Annotated in this window: 21 protein-coding genes and 1 pseudogene; 12 read left to right on the forward strand and 10 right to left on the reverse strand. The window is 41.1% G+C overall.

Annotated features, from left to right (window positions below):
- Positions 1 to 40: 40 nt before the first annotated feature.
- On the forward strand, positions 41 to 985 hold the full coding sequence (locus AAW31_RS13345; RefSeq protein WP_046850595.1) for a cadmium-containing carbonic anhydrase: 945 nt from the start codon (positions 41 to 43) through the stop codon (positions 983 to 985).
- A 487-nt stretch (positions 986 to 1472) separates the two neighbouring features.
- Positions 1473 to 1556 (forward strand): annotated as a pseudogene (locus AAW31_RS23750) (transposase); the annotation flags it as partial.
- Positions 1557 to 1860: 304 nt separating this feature from the next.
- On the opposite strand, the gene AAW31_RS23755 reads toward AAW31_RS23750, so the two are convergent.
- From AAW31_RS23755 to AAW31_RS21440, 3 genes are read right to left on the reverse strand one after another with little or no spacing between them, the layout of a single operon-like run.
- Positions 1861 to 2106, reverse strand: coding sequence for a hypothetical protein (locus tag AAW31_RS23755; RefSeq protein ID WP_392390525.1), 246 nt, complete (start codon positions 2104 to 2106; stop codon positions 1861 to 1863).
- 9 nt (positions 2107 to 2115) lie between these two features.
- Entirely contained in the window at positions 2116 to 2967 is an 852-nt protein-coding gene (locus tag AAW31_RS22890) for a transposase (RefSeq protein WP_235264381.1), read from the reverse strand.
- A complete protein-coding gene (locus tag AAW31_RS21440) occupies positions 2930 to 3076 on the reverse strand; it encodes a hypothetical protein (protein ID WP_158441539.1) in 147 nt (48 codons plus the stop codon). The genes AAW31_RS22890 and AAW31_RS21440 overlap by 38 nt, the downstream gene beginning before the upstream one ends.
- A 614-nt stretch (positions 3077 to 3690) precedes the next feature.
- Between AAW31_RS21440 and AAW31_RS13360 the strand changes: the two genes are divergently transcribed.
- The 4 genes from AAW31_RS13360 to AAW31_RS20885 all read left to right on the forward strand — a co-directional run bounded on the left by AAW31_RS13360 (position 3691) and on the right by AAW31_RS20885 (position 5345).
- Positions 3691 to 4239: a J domain-containing protein gene (locus AAW31_RS13360; RefSeq protein ID WP_046850596.1), complete on the forward strand. Its 549-nt coding sequence runs from the start codon at positions 3691 to 3693 to the stop codon at positions 4237 to 4239.
- Positions 4240 to 4531: 292 nt separating this feature from the next.
- The gene (locus tag AAW31_RS13365) at positions 4532 to 4744 is read left to right on the forward strand and encodes a hypothetical protein (protein ID WP_046850597.1); all 213 of its coding nucleotides are present in this window, start codon (positions 4532 to 4534) and stop codon (positions 4742 to 4744) included.
- Between the two features lie 212 nt (positions 4745 to 4956).
- The gene (locus tag AAW31_RS20880) at positions 4957 to 5193 is read left to right on the forward strand and encodes a hypothetical protein (protein WP_144412968.1); all 237 of its coding nucleotides are present in this window, start codon (positions 4957 to 4959) and stop codon (positions 5191 to 5193) included.
- On the forward strand, positions 5124 to 5345 hold the full coding sequence (locus AAW31_RS20885) for a transposase (protein WP_235264575.1): 222 nt from the start codon (positions 5124 to 5126) through the stop codon (positions 5343 to 5345). The genes AAW31_RS20880 and AAW31_RS20885 overlap by 70 nt, the downstream gene beginning before the upstream one ends.
- Before the next feature lie 1766 nt (positions 5346 to 7111).
- On the opposite strand, the gene AAW31_RS13375 is transcribed toward AAW31_RS20885, so the two are convergent.
- The 5 genes from AAW31_RS13375 to hemE form a co-directional block, all read right to left on the reverse strand.
- Entirely contained in the window at positions 7112 to 7441 is a 330-nt protein-coding gene (locus AAW31_RS13375) for a P-II family nitrogen regulator (protein ID WP_235264382.1), read from the reverse strand.
- Between the two features lie 93 nt (positions 7442 to 7534).
- Positions 7535 to 8560 (reverse strand): sodium-dependent bicarbonate transport family permease, encoded by a 1026-nt coding sequence (locus AAW31_RS13380; RefSeq protein ID WP_046850598.1) that lies wholly within the window; start codon positions 8558 to 8560, stop codon positions 7535 to 7537.
- A 984-nt stretch (positions 8561 to 9544) separates the two neighbouring features.
- On the reverse strand, positions 9545 to 10843 hold the full coding sequence (locus AAW31_RS13390) for a sensor histidine kinase (RefSeq protein WP_046850600.1): 1299 nt from the start codon (positions 10841 to 10843) through the stop codon (positions 9545 to 9547).
- Positions 10844 to 10867: 24 nt separating this feature from the next.
- Positions 10868 to 11551, reverse strand: coding sequence for a response regulator transcription factor (locus AAW31_RS13395; protein WP_046850601.1), 684 nt, complete (start codon positions 11549 to 11551; stop codon positions 10868 to 10870).
- A 36-nt stretch (positions 11552 to 11587) separates the two neighbouring features.
- Entirely contained in the window at positions 11588 to 12655 is a 1068-nt protein-coding gene (hemE, locus tag AAW31_RS13400; RefSeq protein WP_046850602.1) for a uroporphyrinogen decarboxylase, read from the reverse strand.
- A gap of 371 nt (positions 12656 to 13026) precedes the next feature.
- On the opposite strand from hemE, the gene rpsF reads away from it, so the two are divergent.
- The 5 genes from rpsF to dnaB all read left to right on the forward strand — a co-directional run bounded on the left by rpsF (position 13027) and on the right by dnaB (position 16058).
- Entirely contained in the window at positions 13027 to 13455 is a 429-nt protein-coding gene (rpsF, locus tag AAW31_RS13405) for a 30S ribosomal protein S6 (RefSeq protein WP_046850603.1), read from the forward strand.
- Positions 13456 to 13469: 14 nt separating this feature from the next.
- Complete coding sequence (gene priB, locus AAW31_RS13410) at positions 13470 to 13766, forward strand: primosomal replication protein N (protein ID WP_046850604.1); 297 nt, start codon at positions 13470 to 13472, stop codon at positions 13764 to 13766.
- A gap of 35 nt (positions 13767 to 13801) precedes the next feature.
- Positions 13802 to 14080 carry a 30S ribosomal protein S18 gene (rpsR, locus tag AAW31_RS13415; protein WP_046850605.1) on the forward strand — a complete coding sequence of 93 codons (279 nt, stop codon included), beginning with the start codon at positions 13802 to 13804 and terminating at the stop codon, positions 14078 to 14080.
- An 18-nt stretch (positions 14081 to 14098) separates the two neighbouring features.
- On the forward strand, positions 14099 to 14554 hold the full coding sequence (rplI, locus tag AAW31_RS13420) for a 50S ribosomal protein L9 (protein WP_046850606.1): 456 nt from the start codon (positions 14099 to 14101) through the stop codon (positions 14552 to 14554).
- A 109-nt stretch (positions 14555 to 14663) separates the two neighbouring features.
- The gene (dnaB, locus tag AAW31_RS13425; protein WP_046850607.1) at positions 14664 to 16058 is read left to right on the forward strand and encodes a replicative DNA helicase; all 1395 of its coding nucleotides are present in this window, start codon (positions 14664 to 14666) and stop codon (positions 16056 to 16058) included.
- A 49-nt stretch (positions 16059 to 16107) separates the two neighbouring features.
- Here dnaB and AAW31_RS13430 read toward each other — a convergent pair whose 3' ends face one another.
- Positions 16108 to 17619: a YifB family Mg chelatase-like AAA ATPase gene (locus AAW31_RS13430; RefSeq protein ID WP_046850608.1), complete on the reverse strand. Its 1512-nt coding sequence runs from the start codon at positions 17617 to 17619 to the stop codon at positions 16108 to 16110.
- Between the two features lie 110 nt (positions 17620 to 17729).
- A complete protein-coding gene (locus tag AAW31_RS13435) occupies positions 17730 to 18065 on the reverse strand; it encodes an accessory factor UbiK family protein (protein WP_082110464.1) in 336 nt (111 codons plus the stop codon).
- A gap of 178 nt (positions 18066 to 18243) precedes the next feature.
- On the opposite strand from AAW31_RS13435, the gene AAW31_RS13440 reads away from it, so the two are divergent.
- Positions 18244 to 19254 carry an aminoglycoside phosphotransferase family protein gene (locus AAW31_RS13440; protein ID WP_046850609.1) on the forward strand — a complete coding sequence of 337 codons (1011 nt, stop codon included), beginning with the start codon at positions 18244 to 18246 and terminating at the stop codon, positions 19252 to 19254.
- Positions 19255 to 19257: the final 3 nt, after the last annotated feature.

The following is a 19257-nucleotide window of genomic DNA, read 5'->3' on the forward strand; positions in this document are numbered from 1 at the left end:
TATTATACGAAGTTAGCTAACCACAAGGGAGGGTAAGAGCATGTTTGAAAAATTGAGAAGTATGGTAAGATTTTTAGATAGTGATTCTAAAACAGATTTAACAAAAAAAAGTGATAATGACCATATGACACAATTCATGACTTTAGGTAACTTCAGCTTAGGAATGGGAAAAATTGGCCCCGCCAACCGAGATGATATTGATAAACAAATATTAAATATGATGTATGAACGTGTTGCAGCAGGCGATTTCAACATCCCAGTAGAAAGTAATTTACCAGAAATTTGCGTAGATGGGCGCACAGATAAGAATGGTAGCCGTAAGAGAGTTCCATCGGCTGCGGGTGGTACACTTAGCATAGTTTACGGATTTGATCTTGGAAATTCTGAGTCCGTGGATAAAAAAACAGAAATAGAACTTACAGCTGAAGTAATAGATATCCTTAAAAATAAGAAGCACACAACAGCTGTTCATGGCGATGATCATAGCGATTGTGGTTGTGGAGCATGCGCAAAAGCTCCGGATATTTATCGGTATATCATTAAGGAAATCGACGCTATTGCAACCTTAACCAATAATTATGGTATTTCTATCAGTGATACAGAAAAAGCATATGTTACTAAGACAGCTGAGAAACGCTTGAATCAGTCAGATTTTTTTGCTGAAGATCGCTCCTCAGTTATTGAAGCTGCACGAAGTCATGGTGCCGATTACGAAGAATTAGTTGACGCTCATAATGAACTTGGCATCGCACTAAATGTAAAAGCTGGCACGACTGTTGATCGTGCTGCAATTCGTCGTGAGTTTGGCCACCAATATGATCTTTTCGTTGTTGACGCATGGACTTTTGACAACGCTGCTCGGGAACTCAACGCAGAAAACCATCCCGAAGTCGCTGACCGTATTTCTAAAGCAATTGCTATACAAAATGTAGCGACAGCCTCAATCTTAGGGCATTCCTCTTTACCCATCATCCCTATTAAATAGGAATTATAAGATAAATAACCCTGCTGTAAATAGCGGGGTATTAGAGAGTAGTTATTAGTTATCCTCGCATAACTATTGTAGCTTTGCTCTTCGGGCCAACCGTACTTTAACCGTTCTTTTTGAATAATCTTTTATCCACGGCTTCCAATCTACAACTATTTCTTCACATGAGAGTAATAACGAAATATTTTTTCAGCATATCAATGCAAATTATGTGACCATATTTATGCTTGTATACTAATAGAACGGCACCTTATTCTATTATCAGCCACCTCAGAAATAATTAAAACTAAAAAAGATCAAATGTAAATTGATTTTTTGAGCTCAAACTATATCTTTATCAATGACCAACTAGAATTACTGGGAATAAAAATTGCGGCACGCAATGTGGAGCACTAAGATCTGTTACCAGAGTTGACGCACTCTTTGTTTAGCAAATTCTCAGGTGATCGGATCTACTTCTTCCAGTCACTGTTTGACAAACTCCCAACTCCTGTTACATAAGCGTTCGATCATTGAGACTGCCAATGATCAATTGAAGAATATCTCGCAAATCGTACATTCTTGTCACCTTAAGCAATTTAACCTAAATCCCTCTTTTAACCCGAATTGGAGGCTAAATGAAAGCAAATAAAAGGTTGGTGAATCGATTATTGGCTGATTTTTTGGTCTGGCAGTAAAGATTTTATCGATAAGGTAGCGTACCAAGGCAGGCCAACGTTCCATTTTTGGCAACTGAGGCGCATTTGCCAGAATGAAATCGAACTCCTTACGGATACGGCTGATCATCGTTTTGACTTGATCACCGGTCACGTGAGTTATTGTAAGCAATAGGCAAGATTGACCCGCATGTCGAGTCAGGCGGGCAGCCCCGTTTAATAGCAAAGGGCGACTGGTAATCGCTTCCAGATGTGTTTTGGGGTGTGCCAGGCGAACATACCAGCTCCACCAGTTATAAACGAGCGAGACAACTCGTGCTGAGAGCTTACATCGCTCCAGGTCATGCGTGATATCACATCCCAGCCCCATTGGTTTTTCAACTCATCAAAGCCATTCTCGCAATCTGCCCGGTCCCGATACAATTGACCAAAGGCTTCCAATGAATAATCCGCATTGGTCACTAAAACAGCCTATTCCCATACTTTGATCTTATCTGGATGATCAACGAAGTGCAGAGTTCCTGGTTGGTTACCTGCGTTCATTTCAACTGCCAGATTATCTTTGACCTGACGCCGCAGCATCACTATCCGCCGCGCACGACTCGAGCCTGCCAACCGGATTTGATCTTCTACTGCGTCAAAGCCTTGCCCCACAGGCTGCCACTGGTTTTGCTGCCATTTCCGCTCGATCAAACGTTTAATTCCGGCCGTCTGGCGAAGCTTGAATAGATAGCGCTGACCGATCTCTTCCATTTCAGCCATTACGCCTTCATTGCCACAAGGGCTGTCGCCACGCACCAGCGTGGGACGCTTTTCAGCAGCAAGCCCTTCGATCAGCTGCCGCAGACGGGGTAGGCTATGTTTGGCAGCATGAGATTTACCGCTTTGCATTTCGACATCCAGCACCAGCCTGACATTGCTGATCCAATAGGTATGCAGGGTGTGGCTTGGTCGTCCCGGCTTTCTGGGGTTATAGCTGATATCAGCGCCTGCTTGATGGCCATACAGCAGCTTGACACTGGTATCAGCATCGAGAATCCAGGCGGTATTCAAGGCTTCACCAGTACTCTCGCTGAGCACTGTATCCATCCAGTTCGTACTCTCAATCAGCTGAGCCAAGCAGATAGCGCGTTGCGCCTCATCGCAACGTTTAGGTAAGCTTGGCGCAAGCGCACTCAGCGCGCGACGCAAGCTCTTATCGCTGACAACCTTGCCCATGCCAAGTATCTCAGAAGCCACTTTGTCTCCTCCTAGCCCGACGATGTGGGCGTAACGTCGCTGCCCATCAAGAATGGAGAGTAAACCAGGTACCCAGTAAATCAACTACGGCAGGCGCATTAGGACGCGTGTAAGGCAGCGGGCATCCCGCTACCCAACGGGCAAATAAGCCAGTAACTTCCAGGAACTCGGCAAAAAATGCCAACTGGCCCATGCTGTGGTACTTCCGTTTTCATCCCAGTGCACGTGAACTCGGCCACCAGGCGTCGACAAACACAACTCCTCACCCATTGGGAGACTCCTTTATTCAGCCATAAAGCCTTTACAGTACAATGTTTGCGGTTGTTTTTATAGGTTCAACTAAGGAAAATATATTAAATCGTTTTATTTTGTTATAAACTAATTGACCACTAGTTTGTAAGGGCCGAAAACCCATTGCTGCGATAAAAAAATAAGTTACCTTTAATTTAAGAAATGGAGGTTTCTCAAAAATTGAGTCAAAGTGACGTTATGAGATAGTTTTTGGCGTATTTCAGCTAGCGCAAAAATCACCTGATTGTGAATAATCAGGTGTAAGTATTGGATAAAAATCGTGTTTATTATGCTCTGCCCCCCAGAATTTAATCAGAACCTTTTTTTTAATACATAGTCTCATTGTTTTTTTCTAAAGCGCTTAAAAAGACTGGTAGCTTGCTGGTGAAAAAATGAGGTTTTTTGGCTGGCATTAGTTAATAAACCTAATAAACGTAGCAATTTTGTTGCAGTTATATTGTTATAAGCATAAAAATTGTATGGAAATTTCATAGTTAATCGCTAGGCTCAACTCATATGGCTAAGATAAATACCCACTACGATAACCTTGAGGTGCCACGCAACGCTTCACCGGAGGCGATTGATGCAGCATACAAAAAACTTTCCAAAAAACTTTATTCGGATAAAAATCAGGAAAATACCGAGGCTGCTAGAACCATGTCGATTATCAACACTTCATATAAAGTGTTATCCGACCCTGACAAACGCCAAAAGCATGATCAATGGATTGCCACAATGGAAGCAATAAATTCGGTTAATAAGCAAATGGGTCAGGCATACCACACAACCACTCAGCGTTCTGCTGACTTGGTCGGTAGCATAACTTTATTCAAGTCATTTCTGCCAAAATTCGGTTTTGTTAAGTTATTTGTTATGTGGGCATTTTTTTACATCCTCGGTGTTTTCATCTTACTAGGCGCTCTTTGGTTCATTTATAGCATAGACAATTTTTTTGTAGAAAAAAACCTACCTTCTCATAGCCACAACCACATCAAGCCTCCCCTGCACCAGTCCGCCTTGAATATGTCAAACTTAGCCCTAATATTGTACGAGCATCAAAAATAAGGGCCAATTTGTCAAAAATTCATTTCTGAAATATAGATCGGTTTAATAGCATTATTACCTTATCTAAACCCTGTAGCACATCCACCTAATAGTTATTTTATGCGGTAAATAAATGTTAGTGTAATTCCATTTCTACTTCATAAGTCAACTAATAGAAGCAACTTATGAAAAGAACTATGATCATCGCACGAGTAGCAAGTGGTAAAGAAATTTTGGTGCAAGCCAAGAAATGATGGTTAACAAGCACAATAGAAGAATTAAACTAGTCACAAGCTCGGCGTGCCAGTTTCGAATGCGTCTTATCCGCAATGTCGGCAGACGTGATACAGCCAGGCCTACCCGCGGTGGACAATGGCGCGAAAATCTTTCCCGTGGAGGAGAAGTTGCTTTTCTAGCCCCTTTTATAGAAAAAGCATCGGCAGGAGGTATCTTGATTGTGAGCGTAATCCATGCAGGCATTGGATGCCCGCTTAAAGCGCAAGACATCGCTCGCAGCTACCTATAACCTACTGCACCGTCATGGCTGGCGCAAGTTACTTATGACAAACGCCGCCCCAAAGCAGACGTGCTCGCTCAGGATGAGGGAAAAAAACTTCGCGATGCCCTCATAGAGATTGACCAAGCGTAGCAAACAGAAGGGCAACTGCGCCTGTTGTTTCAGGATGAAGCTCGCTTTGGGCGTGTTTCCGATACAAGATGTGGGTGTCCTCAACCTATATGACCATTATACAAGGCAATGGTCACTCAGGAATATTCTATGCTTATGCTGCTGTCTCGGCCGCTGATGGTGAACTGGATACACTTATCCTACCTCAAGTTAATAGCCATTACATGCAGCTATTTCTGGATGAAGTAGCGTCACGTCATCCCAGGACCGGATTATCCTGGCGCTCAATGGAGCAGAATGGCATCACAATCATACTCGCAAGCTACCACATAATCTGCGCTTACTAATGCTGCCACCCTCCTCACCGGAAAACAATCCTGTGGAGAATCTTTGGGATGAGCCACGAGAGGAATCATTGCACAATTGCGTATTCGACAGCTTGGACGCCCTTGAAAATCACTTGGAAGCAGAAACGCGGGACATGGTAACAGACTCGTGAATATATCTAATCTATCGTTGCATGACCTGGATTATAAATTCATCTACGAAATGAAATGGAATTACATAAGCCATTGCCTCCACCCGGAACGGGAGCACCATTTGTGCCAAAGCTCTCATCGCATCAACTTATTTTATCACCCAATCTGTGACAATTTCGATGGCCCTAATTCTACCGGATCGCTTATGTAGCGAAGCATTCTTTATTTACCATCCTTGGATCGCGGATCTTGGCGAACGTGTGATCGCATACCGTGCGCAACAATGCTGCCTCCGCTTGCGTGTTACTCCCTCTCCTATAGCCTTTATACACTTCCTCAAAACTCATTTACCTGGTCTCTAGCAATTACTTTATTCGTTTCACTTGAAGTCTTCCTTGTATTTCCTCTTAAGCCAGACAAATCTCGTAGTACAAATCCGGACAAACTCGATCAGTTTATTTGTGCTTTATTCTCTACATTGATAGAAATTAAATCTTTACAAAAATAAAATATTGTGAAAAAATTGTGAACAATATGTGAAAAAATAGTAAAATATTTGTAAATATTATATAAACAAATAATATAACCTATTATTTTGACGATATATTTAATCTCTTCGGGTTAAATTCCTCGCCCTTTTAGGGCATTGAAACAGGAATCGCGGCGTCCCTGAAGAGAAAAACGATGCAACTCGCTACCCAAGGTGGGAATAGTCGTTTTTAGGTCATCGCCGCAGTTTTATTAATTTAAATTTATGATTTATTAATTAAAGAGGAAAATTATTATGAGAAAGATTATGAGAAAGAAACAATCTACTACCTATTCTTTGACTATGTCTATGATTCTTGCAGCAATGTTAACTTTGCACGGATGGTTAACTTTTGTTGCACTTAGCTAAAAATAGCAACAAACTAAGATTTCATAACATTAGTTTTTAATATCAATTAGATTAATCTCCCTGCTGTGTTGTTTGAGGAATCTTATTTAGTGTTTAACCAAAAATTCTGACATCCGATAAAGAACGAAAGGTTGCACATAATCTGAAAAATAAAGATTTCCGCAAAATTGAGTAAAACTAGCTGCAAATAAATAACCCTCCCCCGGCAAAGCCGGGGGATTTTTCGTTATGGTTTAAATTTAAAACGACATTATTAGTTGCTTTTTGGCGTATTTTCAGCAAAATGATTTCATACTTCGGCTGAAATTTAAAAAAATATCAGCCTGAAAGACAAATTCCATTCAAGGAAATCAAATATGCGTGGCTCAAAATATCTAGATGCAATTAGATAGAGCTAGAGCTGATTTGATGAATCCCAAATAAATTTGATATGCAATAACACCCCAAGAATATTGCACAACTTATTCCATTTCCAAGCCAAAAATGACGCGCAGGCGAGTCGCAGGCAGTATCAATAATACGGCAAGGTGAAGCCGACAATGTCAGTTTTGATTTAAAAATGGAATACAGTACTTGTACCTGAACGAAGCATTGCTCGTCAAAATTTTGCCTCGCTGGAAAGTGAGCTGCTACTGTCACCCTTGCAGAGCTGAGGATTTCCCCTCATGGATTAAATAATCTGAACAATAGAATACATTTATGAGGTTGATATTTAATTCATTTCTAAATCAAATCTGACTTTGTCCGCTTCACCTTGCCGTGTTATTGATACTGTCTGCGGCTCGCCTTAGTATCATTTTTGATTTGGAAATGAAATAAAAAGAAGAAAGCGTCGTATCTACTGTTCATTTTGATCGCGGCGCTTTCCTTTAATATCTTTTATTTTATCTAATATGAAATTTTTGGCCCTTTGACCCAATCACAGTCAGAGATTAAAAAAATCCCACCTTTTTCTTTCATTCCCGAAGATATATTTTTTGCTAATGTCTCGGCTTGATCTTCCGTACAGGCAATAATTACGAGAATATTTTTCTCCGGAAGAGACATATCATTCGGTCGCCGATTTCCACGAGTTCCAAAACCTCCGGCCTGCGATATGTATGTATAACCTCGAATATTAATAGCCCTGCAGATCTCCTGGAATTCTTCAAAATCATCTTCATCAATAACAATTTCCACTCTTTTTAATGGTACCAGCATCTCTTTATCTAAAACCATAATCCTCTCCTTTCATTTATAAATGAATAGCCTTTTGGAATTAATACTTAGATAAGTATATATTGCCATCTTTATATTGCTTAATTAAGTCGATTAATAATTATAAGCTAGCCATTGAGCAGCGCCATAATATATAGGTATGCCAACCAGTACATTAAATGGAAAGGTTAATCCAAGAGACAAGGTTAGATAAAAAGAAGGATTAGCTTCAGGGACTGCCAAACGCATAGCAGGTGGAACTGCGATATAAGAGCAACTAGCTGCCAGAACTGTTACTAGAGTGACACCTCCGATTGAATATTGAAGCCAAAAATGCCCTATTAGAATCCCTGCAGTTGCACCAATAATTGGCATAATAACGCCAAATATTACCAAGAATATTCCAACATCTTTAAATTCGTATATTCGTTTACCTGCTTCCATACCCATATCAAGTAGGAACAAGCACAAAGCACCCATAAAGATCGTATCAAAGAATGGCTCAATTTTATGCATATTGGTCTCATTAATTATCGACCCAATTGCCATAGATCCGAAAAGCAACAAAATACTACCATTAGTAAAGGATTCTATAACCAAATGCTTGAGCATTCCTTTTTGATGACCGTCCCCTTCTACAGCAGCTACAGCTGGGCCGCCAATACTACTTTGTTGAGCGGCAAGTATACGTCTTGAATAGCCAGCTAATATTAAGCCAATAATAATAGCGGGTGATTCCATGATAGCTAACATAATCACGGGATAAGCTTCATAATCCACACTAATCCCATTTAAAAATGCGACAGCCGTCATATAAGTACCCGCGCTTACCGAACCATAATGCGCTGCAATTGCCGCAGAATTCATTGGATCAATTCTTCCAAGAAATCTCATGATTAAGTAAGCAACAATGGGCAATCCAAAACCTAGTAGTAACGCCGCCATAACGGCCGGAATGGCAGAACTCATCGAAGCCTCGCTCAACGCCTTACCACCGTGTAAACCAATTCCTACTAACAAATAAATTACAATCATTTTGTGCATATCAGGCGGGAATTTCAAATCCGATTTGATAATACACGCAAACATACCGAGCGCAAAGAATAGCACTGCCGGGACTAAAATGCTGGATATTGACATAATAGGCACCTACCTTTCATATGGTCATTATTAAATCTCAAAGATCATTTCGTAAAATTGAAATTCTCTTCAAGTCCAATAAAATCAAATTCTTTCTGTAAGTAATACCTCTTTACCAATTCTTCAGTCCATTCAAAGCTGTTAATCTGAGACTTTAAATTCATCTTACCCATTTATTTCTGCCCCATCTCAATATATAATATCGATCTGGCTTTTTCCCGATCAAAAAATGATGAGGTAAATTGAAGATTGGATTGTCAAAAAATCCTCTTTTAATTAACGCTTCATAAATATGGGCCGAACAATTGGCCTGAGTCTTATGCAAAGACTATGATCATCTCATGTTCATACCATGAGTCGAAAAATCTATTGCTGGATACAAATTAACATACGGGACGTGAAGATTCTGTGAATCTAAACGTGATTAAAATTGATTAGATCAATAAACTATGTAGGAGTACTTCAAAAGCGGTAATGACGAGTATCCGTTGATATATTCTGGAGATGATAAGCATCCTTGATACTGACTCTTGTAGAGAAACTAACGGCCTGATGAGTGGTTCCTCTTGTATTATCACGTGATGGAAAAACAGACCGATGATCAGATTGTAGAATTCATGATCATAAAAGCAATAAAAACACTTTCCCACCCTCAACGCCTGCAGTTTTTCGATATGGGGCTTTCATTTACCATGAACCAGCTGCTTTCACATCACCCCGAGCATTACTTTCTCATTCTCCGGAATAAATACGATAGGATATTATAGTCTCATGTTATATGGACCAAGCTCTGATATCTCTCATTCTATTCTTCCAGGTCTTGATCAAGCGAAGAGAATCTGGGTATCGTCTCACACGGTCAAGTTTTTAATAATCCTCTGATATATCGAAGAATTATCTTATTTAAAATAGTGTGATTCTTAAATTTCTAATGAAGCAGACTTTTCAACGATAGCCTGCTGACCCGAACCATTACTAAAAAAATCAAGGGAAAGTGATATGGAAAGTTGCACCATGCCCTGGTGAGCTCTCTACATCAATCTTCCAGCCATAATAATCACAAATCCGCTTTACAATGACTAGTCCGATTCCTAATCCTTGCGTTTTTTTAGATCCTCGGAAAAAACGCTCATAGAGAAAAGGCATAAAAGCTGGTTCAATTCCAATGCCTGAATCAGCGATTGATAAACGTTTATTACTATAACTTACACGAATAGACCCTTGCTCAGTGTACTGAACAGCGTTGCGCAGTATATTAACAAGCGATGTGTACAATGCCTGTCTGTTTAAGGTCAATACTTCACCCGATTTGATCACCACATCCAGTAAAATTTTTTTCTGATATATTTCTTCACAAAATGGCTCAACTGCATCAAAAACGCACTCAGCAATGGCTACAGGCTCCATCGTTCCCAAGGCTTGCTCACGCGCCAGAAACAACAATGCTTGCACTTGCTCCCCCATTCGGGTAGATACTGCCTCGATATTTTTTATTCGAGCATAAGTTTTGTTGGATAAATTTTGTTCAGCGAGCAATAATTCACAACTGGTCAGAATGGTAGTAATAGGGGTACGGAGTTCATGGCTAATGTTGGCAGTAAATTCCTGCTCACGCTGCAACATTCGCATGATGCGGTATTGATAATCTTCTAAGGTACGGGCAAGCTGAGCCACTTCCTCATCTTGACCAGGCTGACTCAGTGATACGCAATGTAAATTATTTGTTACCAAGCTTTGTCCATTCTGATTAGCTGGTAGTAAACGCTTTACGCGTTCAGCTAAATCTGTCACTTGCTTTACAAGTAAGCCTGCAAGCAAATATCCTATAAAAAAAGCAATCACCACGACGCCAACGAGCGATAAAATGACCAGCAATCTAAATTCACGCTGGCGCTGCTCATGAAATCCAATTTTGTAAGCAACGAGAAATTTTGTTCCATCAACATATTTCACCAGAACGCGCGTTTCTTCATCATGATAAAAAATCTTATGTAATCCACGGTCAAGATTCTGTAGGTGGCGCGGTAATTGCGATTCTTCTTTATTGTTACGTATTACGTAACTTTTAAGACTGGATCCTACCTGTGGCGTAAAATTTGCAAGCTGGCGAAAATGAAAAACTATATGATTCATTTCAGCTTCTATAATCTGTTTGATATGCGCTTCTTCAATGTCATCAGCAGCAAAATAGAGACTTATAGCGAGCGTACCCACAATGATGGTACTAAAAATTGCGAGGGCAAGCGTCACACGCAGACGAATGCCATATTTAATTTTGAACACTTGAAGTTAGACAGTAATCAAGATTTAATTTTGAACACTTGAAGTTAGACAGTAACCAAGACCATGAACAGTTTCAATCGGATCATATCCACCAGCTTTCAATAAAGCTCGTCTCAATACATGCATATGGCTTCGCAAGGTATCACTCGTTTCCAGCTCTTCTTCCCAAGCCTCAAGCTCTAGCTCTTTACGACTAAATACTCGCCCAGGCTCACTCATTAGTAATGCAAGCAATCGCATACATTTCGGTGGAAGCTTAACATCATTATTTGCAAAACGAACGGATAAGGTCTTAGGATCAAAACTAAGATCACCTACCTCCAGTTTGCGTGCAGCGACTTTCCCTTTGTACCGTTTATGCATAGCGATTAAACGCGCTTCTACTTCTTTTAGTGCAAAGGGTTTTATGATGTAGTCATCAGCGCCACTTTCAAAACCTATCAACTTATCATCCAGCGTATCACGCGCAGTCACCATTAATACTGGAATATCAATCTGACATTCTTGGCGAAGTTTTCGACACAACGTCAAGCCATCCAGATGAGGTAGCTTGAGATCAAGAAGAATCGCATCGAAAGGTTGCGTACTGGCCAGACGAAATCCAGTCGCGCCATCAAGAGCAGCATCAACACTATGCCCGCGTGCTTCAAAAAAGTCATAAAGATTCGAAGCTATTGCTTTATCATCTTCAATAATGAGTATACGCATAAATAGAAAAAAGTGGATCGCGTTAAAAATACTTAGCTAATCTATATGATACTTACGACTGAGTGTATGAACAGCTTCCACAAGAGCCAATGCATTCTCAGGAAGAGTAAATTGAGAAATGCCATGGCCAAGATTAAAGACATGCCCCGCACCATGACCATAACTTGCCAAAACTTTTTCGACCTCGGCAGTAATTGTATTGGATGAAGCAAATAATACCGCAGGATCAAGATTACCTTGCAGTGCAACCTGATCATTAACGCGACGTCGCGCCTCGCTCATATCTATTGTCCAATCAAGGCCAATAGCATCACATTTACTATTGACCATACGCTCCAACCATAACCCTCCACCCTTGGTAAAAATAATATTGGGAATGCGCGCACCTTCGTGCTCACGCTTTAACCCCGCAATAATCTGAGTCATATAATGCAAAGAAAATTCCAGATAAGCAGAATGTGACAATGCTCCACCCCACGTATCAAAAATCATGACAGCCTGTGCGCCTGCTTCAATTTGTGCATTGAGATAGGCTGTAACAGCCTGAGCATTTACATCAAGAATATGATGTAACAAGTCAGGGCGTTGATATAGCATCGTCTTGATTTGACGAAAATCAGTGCCGCCACATCCTTCTACCATATAGCATGCAAGTGTGAAGGGACTACCAGAAAAACCAATGAGCGGAACCTGACCATTTAATGCTTTGCGAATTTGCGAAACAGCATCGATGACATAACGCAAATGCACGTCGGGATCAGGTACAATCAGGGAACGTATTTCCCATTCTTCACGCAAGGGACGTACAAATCGTGGCCCCTCCCCTTCGGCAAAATATAATCCCAATCCCATTGCATCAGGGATAGTAAGAATATCAGAAAATAAAATAGCGGCATCTAGTGAAAAACGCGCTAATGGCTGCAAGGTCACTTCTGTCGCAAAATTAGGATTTTTGCATAACGACAGAAAATCGCCTGCACGTGCACGGGTTTGATTATATTCAGGCAAATAACGCCCAGCTTGTCTCATGAGCCATACAGGCGTGTATTCGGTAGGCTGGCGTAGCAATGCTCGAATTAAAGTATCATTTCTTAATTTTGTCATTGAATGATTTATCTAATTCTTATCGATAATAACGGTTAACAGGAAAAATTTAATTTTTGGTTGGAAATTTTTTAATTTCAAAATTAGCTGCATATGTTACCAGTGATTGACTTTGGGTTTGTAAATTTAATATAAGGAATCCTGGAGAAATCACTAAGCAAACTCAATTTCCTCGTTTTTTTCTGTCTAGGCGAGAACCAAGAAAATAAACTGCTTCTACTTAACCTCACTGTGAGATATAAAGATTTTGATGTTTCTCTATTCATTCAGTAAAATATGTGGCGCTGCAGCGTTATGTTATGGCAGTACTTTTTAACCTTGCTTCACCGTAGACATGCAAATTAGCGGGAAGCTTTACCCATAAGGATATTATGAGACATTACGAAATTGTTTTTATTGTCCACCCAGATCAAAGCGAACAAGTACCTGCGATGATTGAACGCTATCGCGGGATAGTGACCGCCAAAGATGGAAAGATCCATCGTGTAGAAGATTGGGGGCGACGTCAACTTGCTTATCTTATTCAAAAAGTACACAAAGCGCATTATGTCCTAATGAATATTGAATGTAACCAAGAAACACTGGATGAGCTTGAGCATGCTTTCAAGTTCAATGATGCTGTGCTTCGACATCTTACAATCAGAATGGACGAAGCTGTCACCACTCCATCTATTATGATGCAAGAAGATAAAGATAAATCATCGATGGCTAGTGAGGACACAGAGGATAATCCAGCGGTCGTACCAAGCACAGAAACCGAGGTAGAGGGTATCTCTGAAAAAGCCGGTGCTGAGGCTTAAAAACAGGTAATTTATTGAATTGTAACCAGACTATTATTTGCGGAAAAATTATAAGAATTGATCCATTGCGTTATACCCCGGTCGGTAAGGCAGTTATAGAATTCGAGGTAAGCCATGCTTCAAGGCAAATTGAGGCAGGTATTGAGCGTCTGGTAGTTTGCAAAATTTTTGCCGTAGCATTAGCTGATATGGCTAAAGCAATTTCCGGTATGGAAGTCGGTAGCTCCGTTAAGTTAACTGGATTCCTTGCAAAAAGAAACAAAATCAGCTCTCAGTTAGCATTACATGTAACGTATATCGATATCTTATAAACATTCAAACATTCAGAAAAAATAGGAAAATCACGATGAGATTTACAAGAAATAAAGATAGTAAATTGAAGAATAAAGAAAAAATGGCAAATCGCCCTTTGTTTAAACGCAAAAAGTTTTGTCGTTTTACAGTAGAAGGCATCAAAACGGTTGATTATAAAGACATCAACATACTGAAAGACTTTATCAGCGAGAATGGCAAAATCATCCCAGCTCGTATTACTGGAACCAAATCATATTATCAACGCCAGCTAAATACAGCGATAGAGCGCGCACGTTTTCTCGCCCTGCTACCCTACACTGATCGGCATTAAGAACTGAGGAGACATATCGTGCAAGTAATACTGATGGAGAAAATTGCAAGCCTCGGACAATTGGGCGACATCGTCAATGTTAAAAGAGGATTTGCGCGCAATTACCTGATACCGCAAGGTAAGGCTAAATGGGCTACTGAAAGCGCGATCGCTGATTTTAAAGCCAGACGCGCTGAGTTAGAGAAAAAACAGGCAGAAGCTATGGCAAACGCTCAGGCATTGGCAGCAAAACTGGATGGTTTGCTTGTGCAAATAACCCAAAAAAGTGGAGTGGATGGTAAATTATTTGGCTCAGTTACCAATGCAAATATCACCGAGGCACTTAAAGAACAAGGTTTCTCAATTGATAAATCGATGATTCGTATGCCAGAAGGTCAAATCAAGCAAGTGGGTGATTATCTCATCATTATCGCGTTACATAGTGATGTATCGGCTAATATTACCGTATCAGTCTTAGGTGAAACAGCCACTTAAGTATTTTTGACTATTTTATGAAAAAGGACTGGCAACAGTCCTTTTTTTATTTCAAACATTCAATGATAAAATTTGCTTCTTTAGTGTTTGCAGATTCTGTCAAATTCCTATGGTTCAATTACCCTCTAGCACTGCTTATAATGAATTATTAGATATTTACAAGACCCCACCTCATTCTGTTGAAGCAGAACAATCAGTATTAGGTGGCTTGATGCTGGATAATCATGCATGGGATAAAATTGCAGACATTATCACCCATACTGATTTTTATCGGCAGGATCATCAGCTCATCTATCATCATATCTGCAATCTTATAGAGCAAAATAAACCTGCTGATGTGATTACTGTCGCGGAATCACTCGAAAATTCAGCTGAATTACAGAATGTTGGCGGGCTCACTTATATTGGCTCAATAGTACAGAATACCCCAACGGCCGCTAATATTCGCCGCTATGCTGAAATAGTAAGAGAACGAGCTATCATGCGTAGGCTTGCTCAGATCAGTACACAAATTGCTGACTCAGCCTATAATCCGGCAGGACGCTCTGCATCAGATCTATTAGATGAAGCAGAAAGCAAGATATTTGAAATTGCTGAAATTGGCGCACGGGGTAAGCAAGGATTTATCGATATCCAGCCTCTCTTAAAGCAGGTAGTCGAGCGCATTGAAATGCTATACAGCCGCGACAATCCGAGTGATGTCACGGGGATTGCATCCGGTTTTCATGATTTAGACCAGAAAACTTCAGGCTTTCAACCCGGAGACCTGATTATTGTTGCAGGCAGACCTTCGATGGGTAAAACAGCCTTTTCTCTTAATATTGCAGAACATGTGGCATTAGGGCTCAATAAGCCAGCCGCTGTATTTAGTATGGAAATGGGCGGAGCACAGCTTGCGATGCGTATGCTGGGCTCAATAGGCAGGCTTGATCAGCACAAGGTTCGTACTGGACGATTGGAAGATGAAGATTGGCCAAAGCTTACTCATGCACTGGGCAAACTGAATGATGCGCCTATCTTTATTGATGAAAGTGCCGCATTGAATGCGCTGGAGCTTAGAGCCCGGGCACGGCGACTTTATCGTCAGCATGGAGAACTGGGATTGATCGTTGTCGATTACCTGCAGCTCATGTCTTCACATACCCACAGTGAAAACCGCGCTACCGAAATTTCTGAGATTTCACGGTCGCTTAAAGCCTTGGCAAAAGAGTTACAAGTACCCGTCATCGCATTATCACAGCTTAATCGCAGTCTGGAACAGCGGCCTAATCCGCATAAACGCCCAGTAATGTCTGATCTGCGTGAATCTGGCGCCATCGAACAGGATGCGGATGTCATCTTATTTATTTATCGCGATGAAGTATATAACCCTGATACCCCGGACAAAGGAATTGCTGAAATCATTATCGGAAAACAGCGAAATGGCCCCATTGGCAAAATCAACTTAACCTTTCTGGGTGAATATACACGCTTTGAAAATTGTGCCCGGCCTGAGTATTATTAATCAAATAGGCAATTGCGTTGCACTCTTCAGCAAGAAGAATGTCTTTCTGTTAATTCCGATCGAGTCGCCGATATTGTATGGCTTCTGCAATATGTCCACTGTTAATCTGCTCACTCCTTGCTAAATCTGCGATAGTTCGCGCCAGTTTCAAGATACGATGGTATGCCCGTGCAGAAATATTTAAGCGGGAAAATGCACGCTCCAGCAACTGTTTACCCTGCTCATCCAACTGGCAATGATGATCTATTTCATGTACCCTCAAACCAGCATTGGTACCATTCTGTCGCACGAGTTGATATTGGCGGGCGGCTTCGACTCGTGCTCTTATTATCCGACTTGACTCACCTGTTTCTTGCTGCAGCAAATCCTTTTTCGGCACAGCGGGCACCTCTATCTGCATATCGATACGATCAAGCAAAGGGCCAGAAATTTTTCCACGATAGCGCGCTATCTGATCAGGTGTGCAGCGGCATTTCCCTCCATAATGACCTAAATAACCACAAGGGCATGGATTCATTGCAGCAATTAGCTGAAACCGTGCCGGAAAATTTGCTTGCCGTGTTGCCCGTGAAATAGTTATTTGGCCCGATTCAAGTGGCTCACGCAGCACCTCCAAGACTCTACGATCAAATTCTGGCAGCTCATCGAGAAATAACACCCCGTGCATTGCCAAGGAAATTTCTCCTGGGCGAGGAATACTACCACCCCCTACCATGGCTACCGCAGAGGCAGTGTGATGAGGTGAGCGGAAAGGACGATGTTTCCAATTTGCAACATCGAAGTAACCGTTGGCAAGCGACTGCATGGCAGCAGACTCAAGCGCTTCTTGCTCTGTCATAGTAGGAAGAATACCCGGAAGACGTTCAGCCAGCATCGACTTGCCTGTTCCTGGCGGCCCAATCATCAATAGACTATGACCCCCAGCTGCGGCAATCTCCAAGGCACGCTTAGCATGCACCTGACCTTTTACTTCAGTCAGATCTGGGTGATAATTTGAATTAGCCTGACTGAAAGTTGTTTCAGCAGGTATTGTGTGCGGCTGCAATAATTCATGTCCGGTTAGATGCGCACAGATCTGAAGTAATGATGTCGCTGGATAAACGCATGCTTCTCTAACCAGGGAAGCTTCTGCAGCATTATGTTGCGGCAGGACAAAATTACGTCCTGATCGTGACGCACCATAGGTCATGGCTAATGCCCCATGGATAGGACGCAATTCCCCACTTAAAGAAAGTTCACCTACCCATTCATACTGATCAAGTTTATTAGCAGGTATTTGACCCGTTGCCGCAAGAATACCCAGTGCAATAGGCAAATCAAATCGGCCACTCTCCTTGGGCAAATCTGCTGGTGCAAGATTGACCGTGATCCGCTGTGTCGGAAATTTAAATCGCCCATTTTGTAGCGCAGCACGTACCCTGTCTTTACTTTCCTTTACTTCCGTTTCAGGTAATCCAACAATCGTGAAGCTGGGTAAACCATTAGATAAATGAGTTTCTACCGTAACCAGTGGTGCTTCGATACCTGATAGTGCGCGACTATAAAGGATAGCCAGTGACATGAAGAATAAGAAATGCGATAAATACTGCTTGTTATCAGAGGATTAACAAATACATGGCAAGACAGTTAAGCAACCAGAAATCTATCCGGTAAAAATGTTTAGTTTAATTGTTAACCTTCATAATTCACATCGCTTGTAGTGGTTGCTGGCGTAGTTGGCTTAAGCTGACTCTCATAATTTACTTCGCTTGTAGTGGTTGCTGACGTAGTTGCCTTAAACTGATTCTCCAAGGCAGCAACTTTTTCCTCTAGCTCAGTCAATTTTGCGCGCGTCCGCTTAAGCACTTCTTGTTGCACATCAAACTCTTCACGCGTTACGACATCCAAACGAGAAAGCATACTCGTCAACATGGCACGCATATTCCTTTCAATATCCTTGGCCGGACTTTGAGCTATAATTTCACTAATCTTGGAACCGATTTCGTCCAGAACATTTTTATTAACCATTTTCTCTCCATTTATATTGGCTGATTACTAAGTATCCATTATATAAGCTTGATTTACAGCATTTACAACATAAAATCTCATACTTCAAACAAATAGGCAACCTGAAAAAGAGTATTCAACATTGTCACAACATAAAATCGTGTGCGATGATCGCCTCTTTTTCATACCATATTGATTCATGACTCTTGATCGTTTACAGCTCCTGGAAAATTGGATAAAAACAGAATTTCCTGGTAAATCTTTTGAACTCTCCGCTGCTTCTGCTGATGCAAGCTTCCGTCGTTATTTTCGTATCATAATAGATCAGCAGTCTATTATTGCCATGGATGCGCCACCACAACTGGAAAACTGCGTACCATTTCTGCATGCAGCTGAAGTATTTGCTACCGCTAACATCCATGTACCGACCATATTAGCCCAGAACCTGACACAAGGTTTTTTATTACTTTCAGACTTGGGAAATACGACTTACCTGCAGACACTGGAAACCAATCCGACTGCTGCAGATAGGCTTTATGGCGATGCAACCGATGCACTCATTAAAATTCAACTGATCAGTCAGGCAAATACATTTCCTGAATACGATGCAACGTTACTCAGAAAAGAATTAGACTTATTTCCAGAGTGGTACATTGCCAGACATTTACAAGTAATACTCAATCAAAAGCAAATCAATGACATGATGGCTATTTTTTCACGCATTCTTGAAAATAATCTTGCCCAGCCTAAAGTATTTGTTCATCGGGATTATCATTCCCGCAATTTAATGATGACTACCCCTAATCCTGGTATTCTTGATTTCCAGGATGCAGTATATGGTCCAATTACATACGACCTTGTTTCGTTATTTAAAGATGCCTATATCCATTGGGAAGAAGAACGCATATTAGACTGGGCCATTCGTTACTGGGAAAAAGCACGTAAAGCAGGACTTCCCATTCCAACGGATTTTGCTGATTTTTACCGAGACTTTGAATGGATGGGTGTCCAACGTCATCTTAAAGTATTGGGAATTTTTGCGCGATTGTTTCATCGAGATCATAAAGAAGCCTATCTCAAAGAGATGCCATTGGTCATGACCTATTTACGCAAGGCATGTGAACGCTACCGGGAGCTTCATCCATTGTTTACTCTATTGGATCAGCTTGAAGGCATACAACCTGATACAAAAATGGGTTATACCTTCTAATTA

Source organism: Nitrosomonas communis (genome assembly GCF_001007935.1).
GTDB lineage: Bacteria > Pseudomonadota > Gammaproteobacteria > Burkholderiales > Nitrosomonadaceae > Nitrosomonas > Nitrosomonas communis.

What these genes read in the sequence shown, in the direction of transcription:
- AAW31_RS13395 (WP_046850601.1), bottom strand. Translation starts at nt 11,551, where the DNA reads ATGCGTATACTCATTATTGAAGATGATAAAGCAATAGCTTCGAATCTT.
- hemE (WP_046850602.1), bottom strand. Translation starts at nt 12,655, where the DNA reads ATGACAAAATTAAGAAATGATACTTTAATTCGAGCATTGCTACGCCAG.
- AAW31_RS13435 (WP_082110464.1), bottom strand. Translation starts at nt 18,065, where the DNA reads ATGGTTAATAAAAATGTTCTGGACGAAATCGGTTCCAAGATTAGTGAA.
- AAW31_RS13375 (WP_235264382.1), bottom strand. Translation starts at nt 7,441, where the DNA reads ATGGTTTTAGATAAAGAGATGCTGGTACCATTAAAAAGAGTGGAAATT.
- rpsF (WP_046850603.1), top strand. Translation starts at nt 13,027, where the DNA reads ATGAGACATTACGAAATTGTTTTTATTGTCCACCCAGATCAAAGCGAA.
- AAW31_RS13440 (WP_046850609.1), top strand. Translation starts at nt 18,244, where the DNA reads ATGACTCTTGATCGTTTACAGCTCCTGGAAAATTGGATAAAAACAGAA.
- AAW31_RS13430 (WP_046850608.1), bottom strand. Translation starts at nt 17,619, where the DNA reads ATGTCACTGGCTATCCTTTATAGTCGCGCACTATCAGGTATCGAAGCA.
- AAW31_RS13345 (WP_046850595.1), top strand. Translation starts at nt 41, where the DNA reads ATGTTTGAAAAATTGAGAAGTATGGTAAGATTTTTAGATAGTGATTCT.
- AAW31_RS13380 (WP_046850598.1), bottom strand. Translation starts at nt 8,560, where the DNA reads ATGTCAATATCCAGCATTTTAGTCCCGGCAGTGCTATTCTTTGCGCTC.
- AAW31_RS13365 (WP_046850597.1), top strand. Translation starts at nt 4,532, where the DNA reads ATGCGTCTTATCCGCAATGTCGGCAGACGTGATACAGCCAGGCCTACC.
- rpsR (WP_046850605.1), top strand. Translation starts at nt 13,802, where the DNA reads ATGAGATTTACAAGAAATAAAGATAGTAAATTGAAGAATAAAGAAAAA.
- AAW31_RS21440 (WP_158441539.1), bottom strand. Translation starts at nt 3,076, where the DNA reads ATGGGCCAGTTGGCATTTTTTGCCGAGTTCCTGGAAGTTACTGGCTTA.
- AAW31_RS20880 (WP_144412968.1), top strand. Translation starts at nt 4,957, where the DNA reads ATGACCATTATACAAGGCAATGGTCACTCAGGAATATTCTATGCTTAT.
- dnaB (WP_046850607.1), top strand. Translation starts at nt 14,664, where the DNA reads ATGGTTCAATTACCCTCTAGCACTGCTTATAATGAATTATTAGATATT.
- AAW31_RS13360 (WP_046850596.1), top strand. Translation starts at nt 3,691, where the DNA reads ATGGCTAAGATAAATACCCACTACGATAACCTTGAGGTGCCACGCAAC.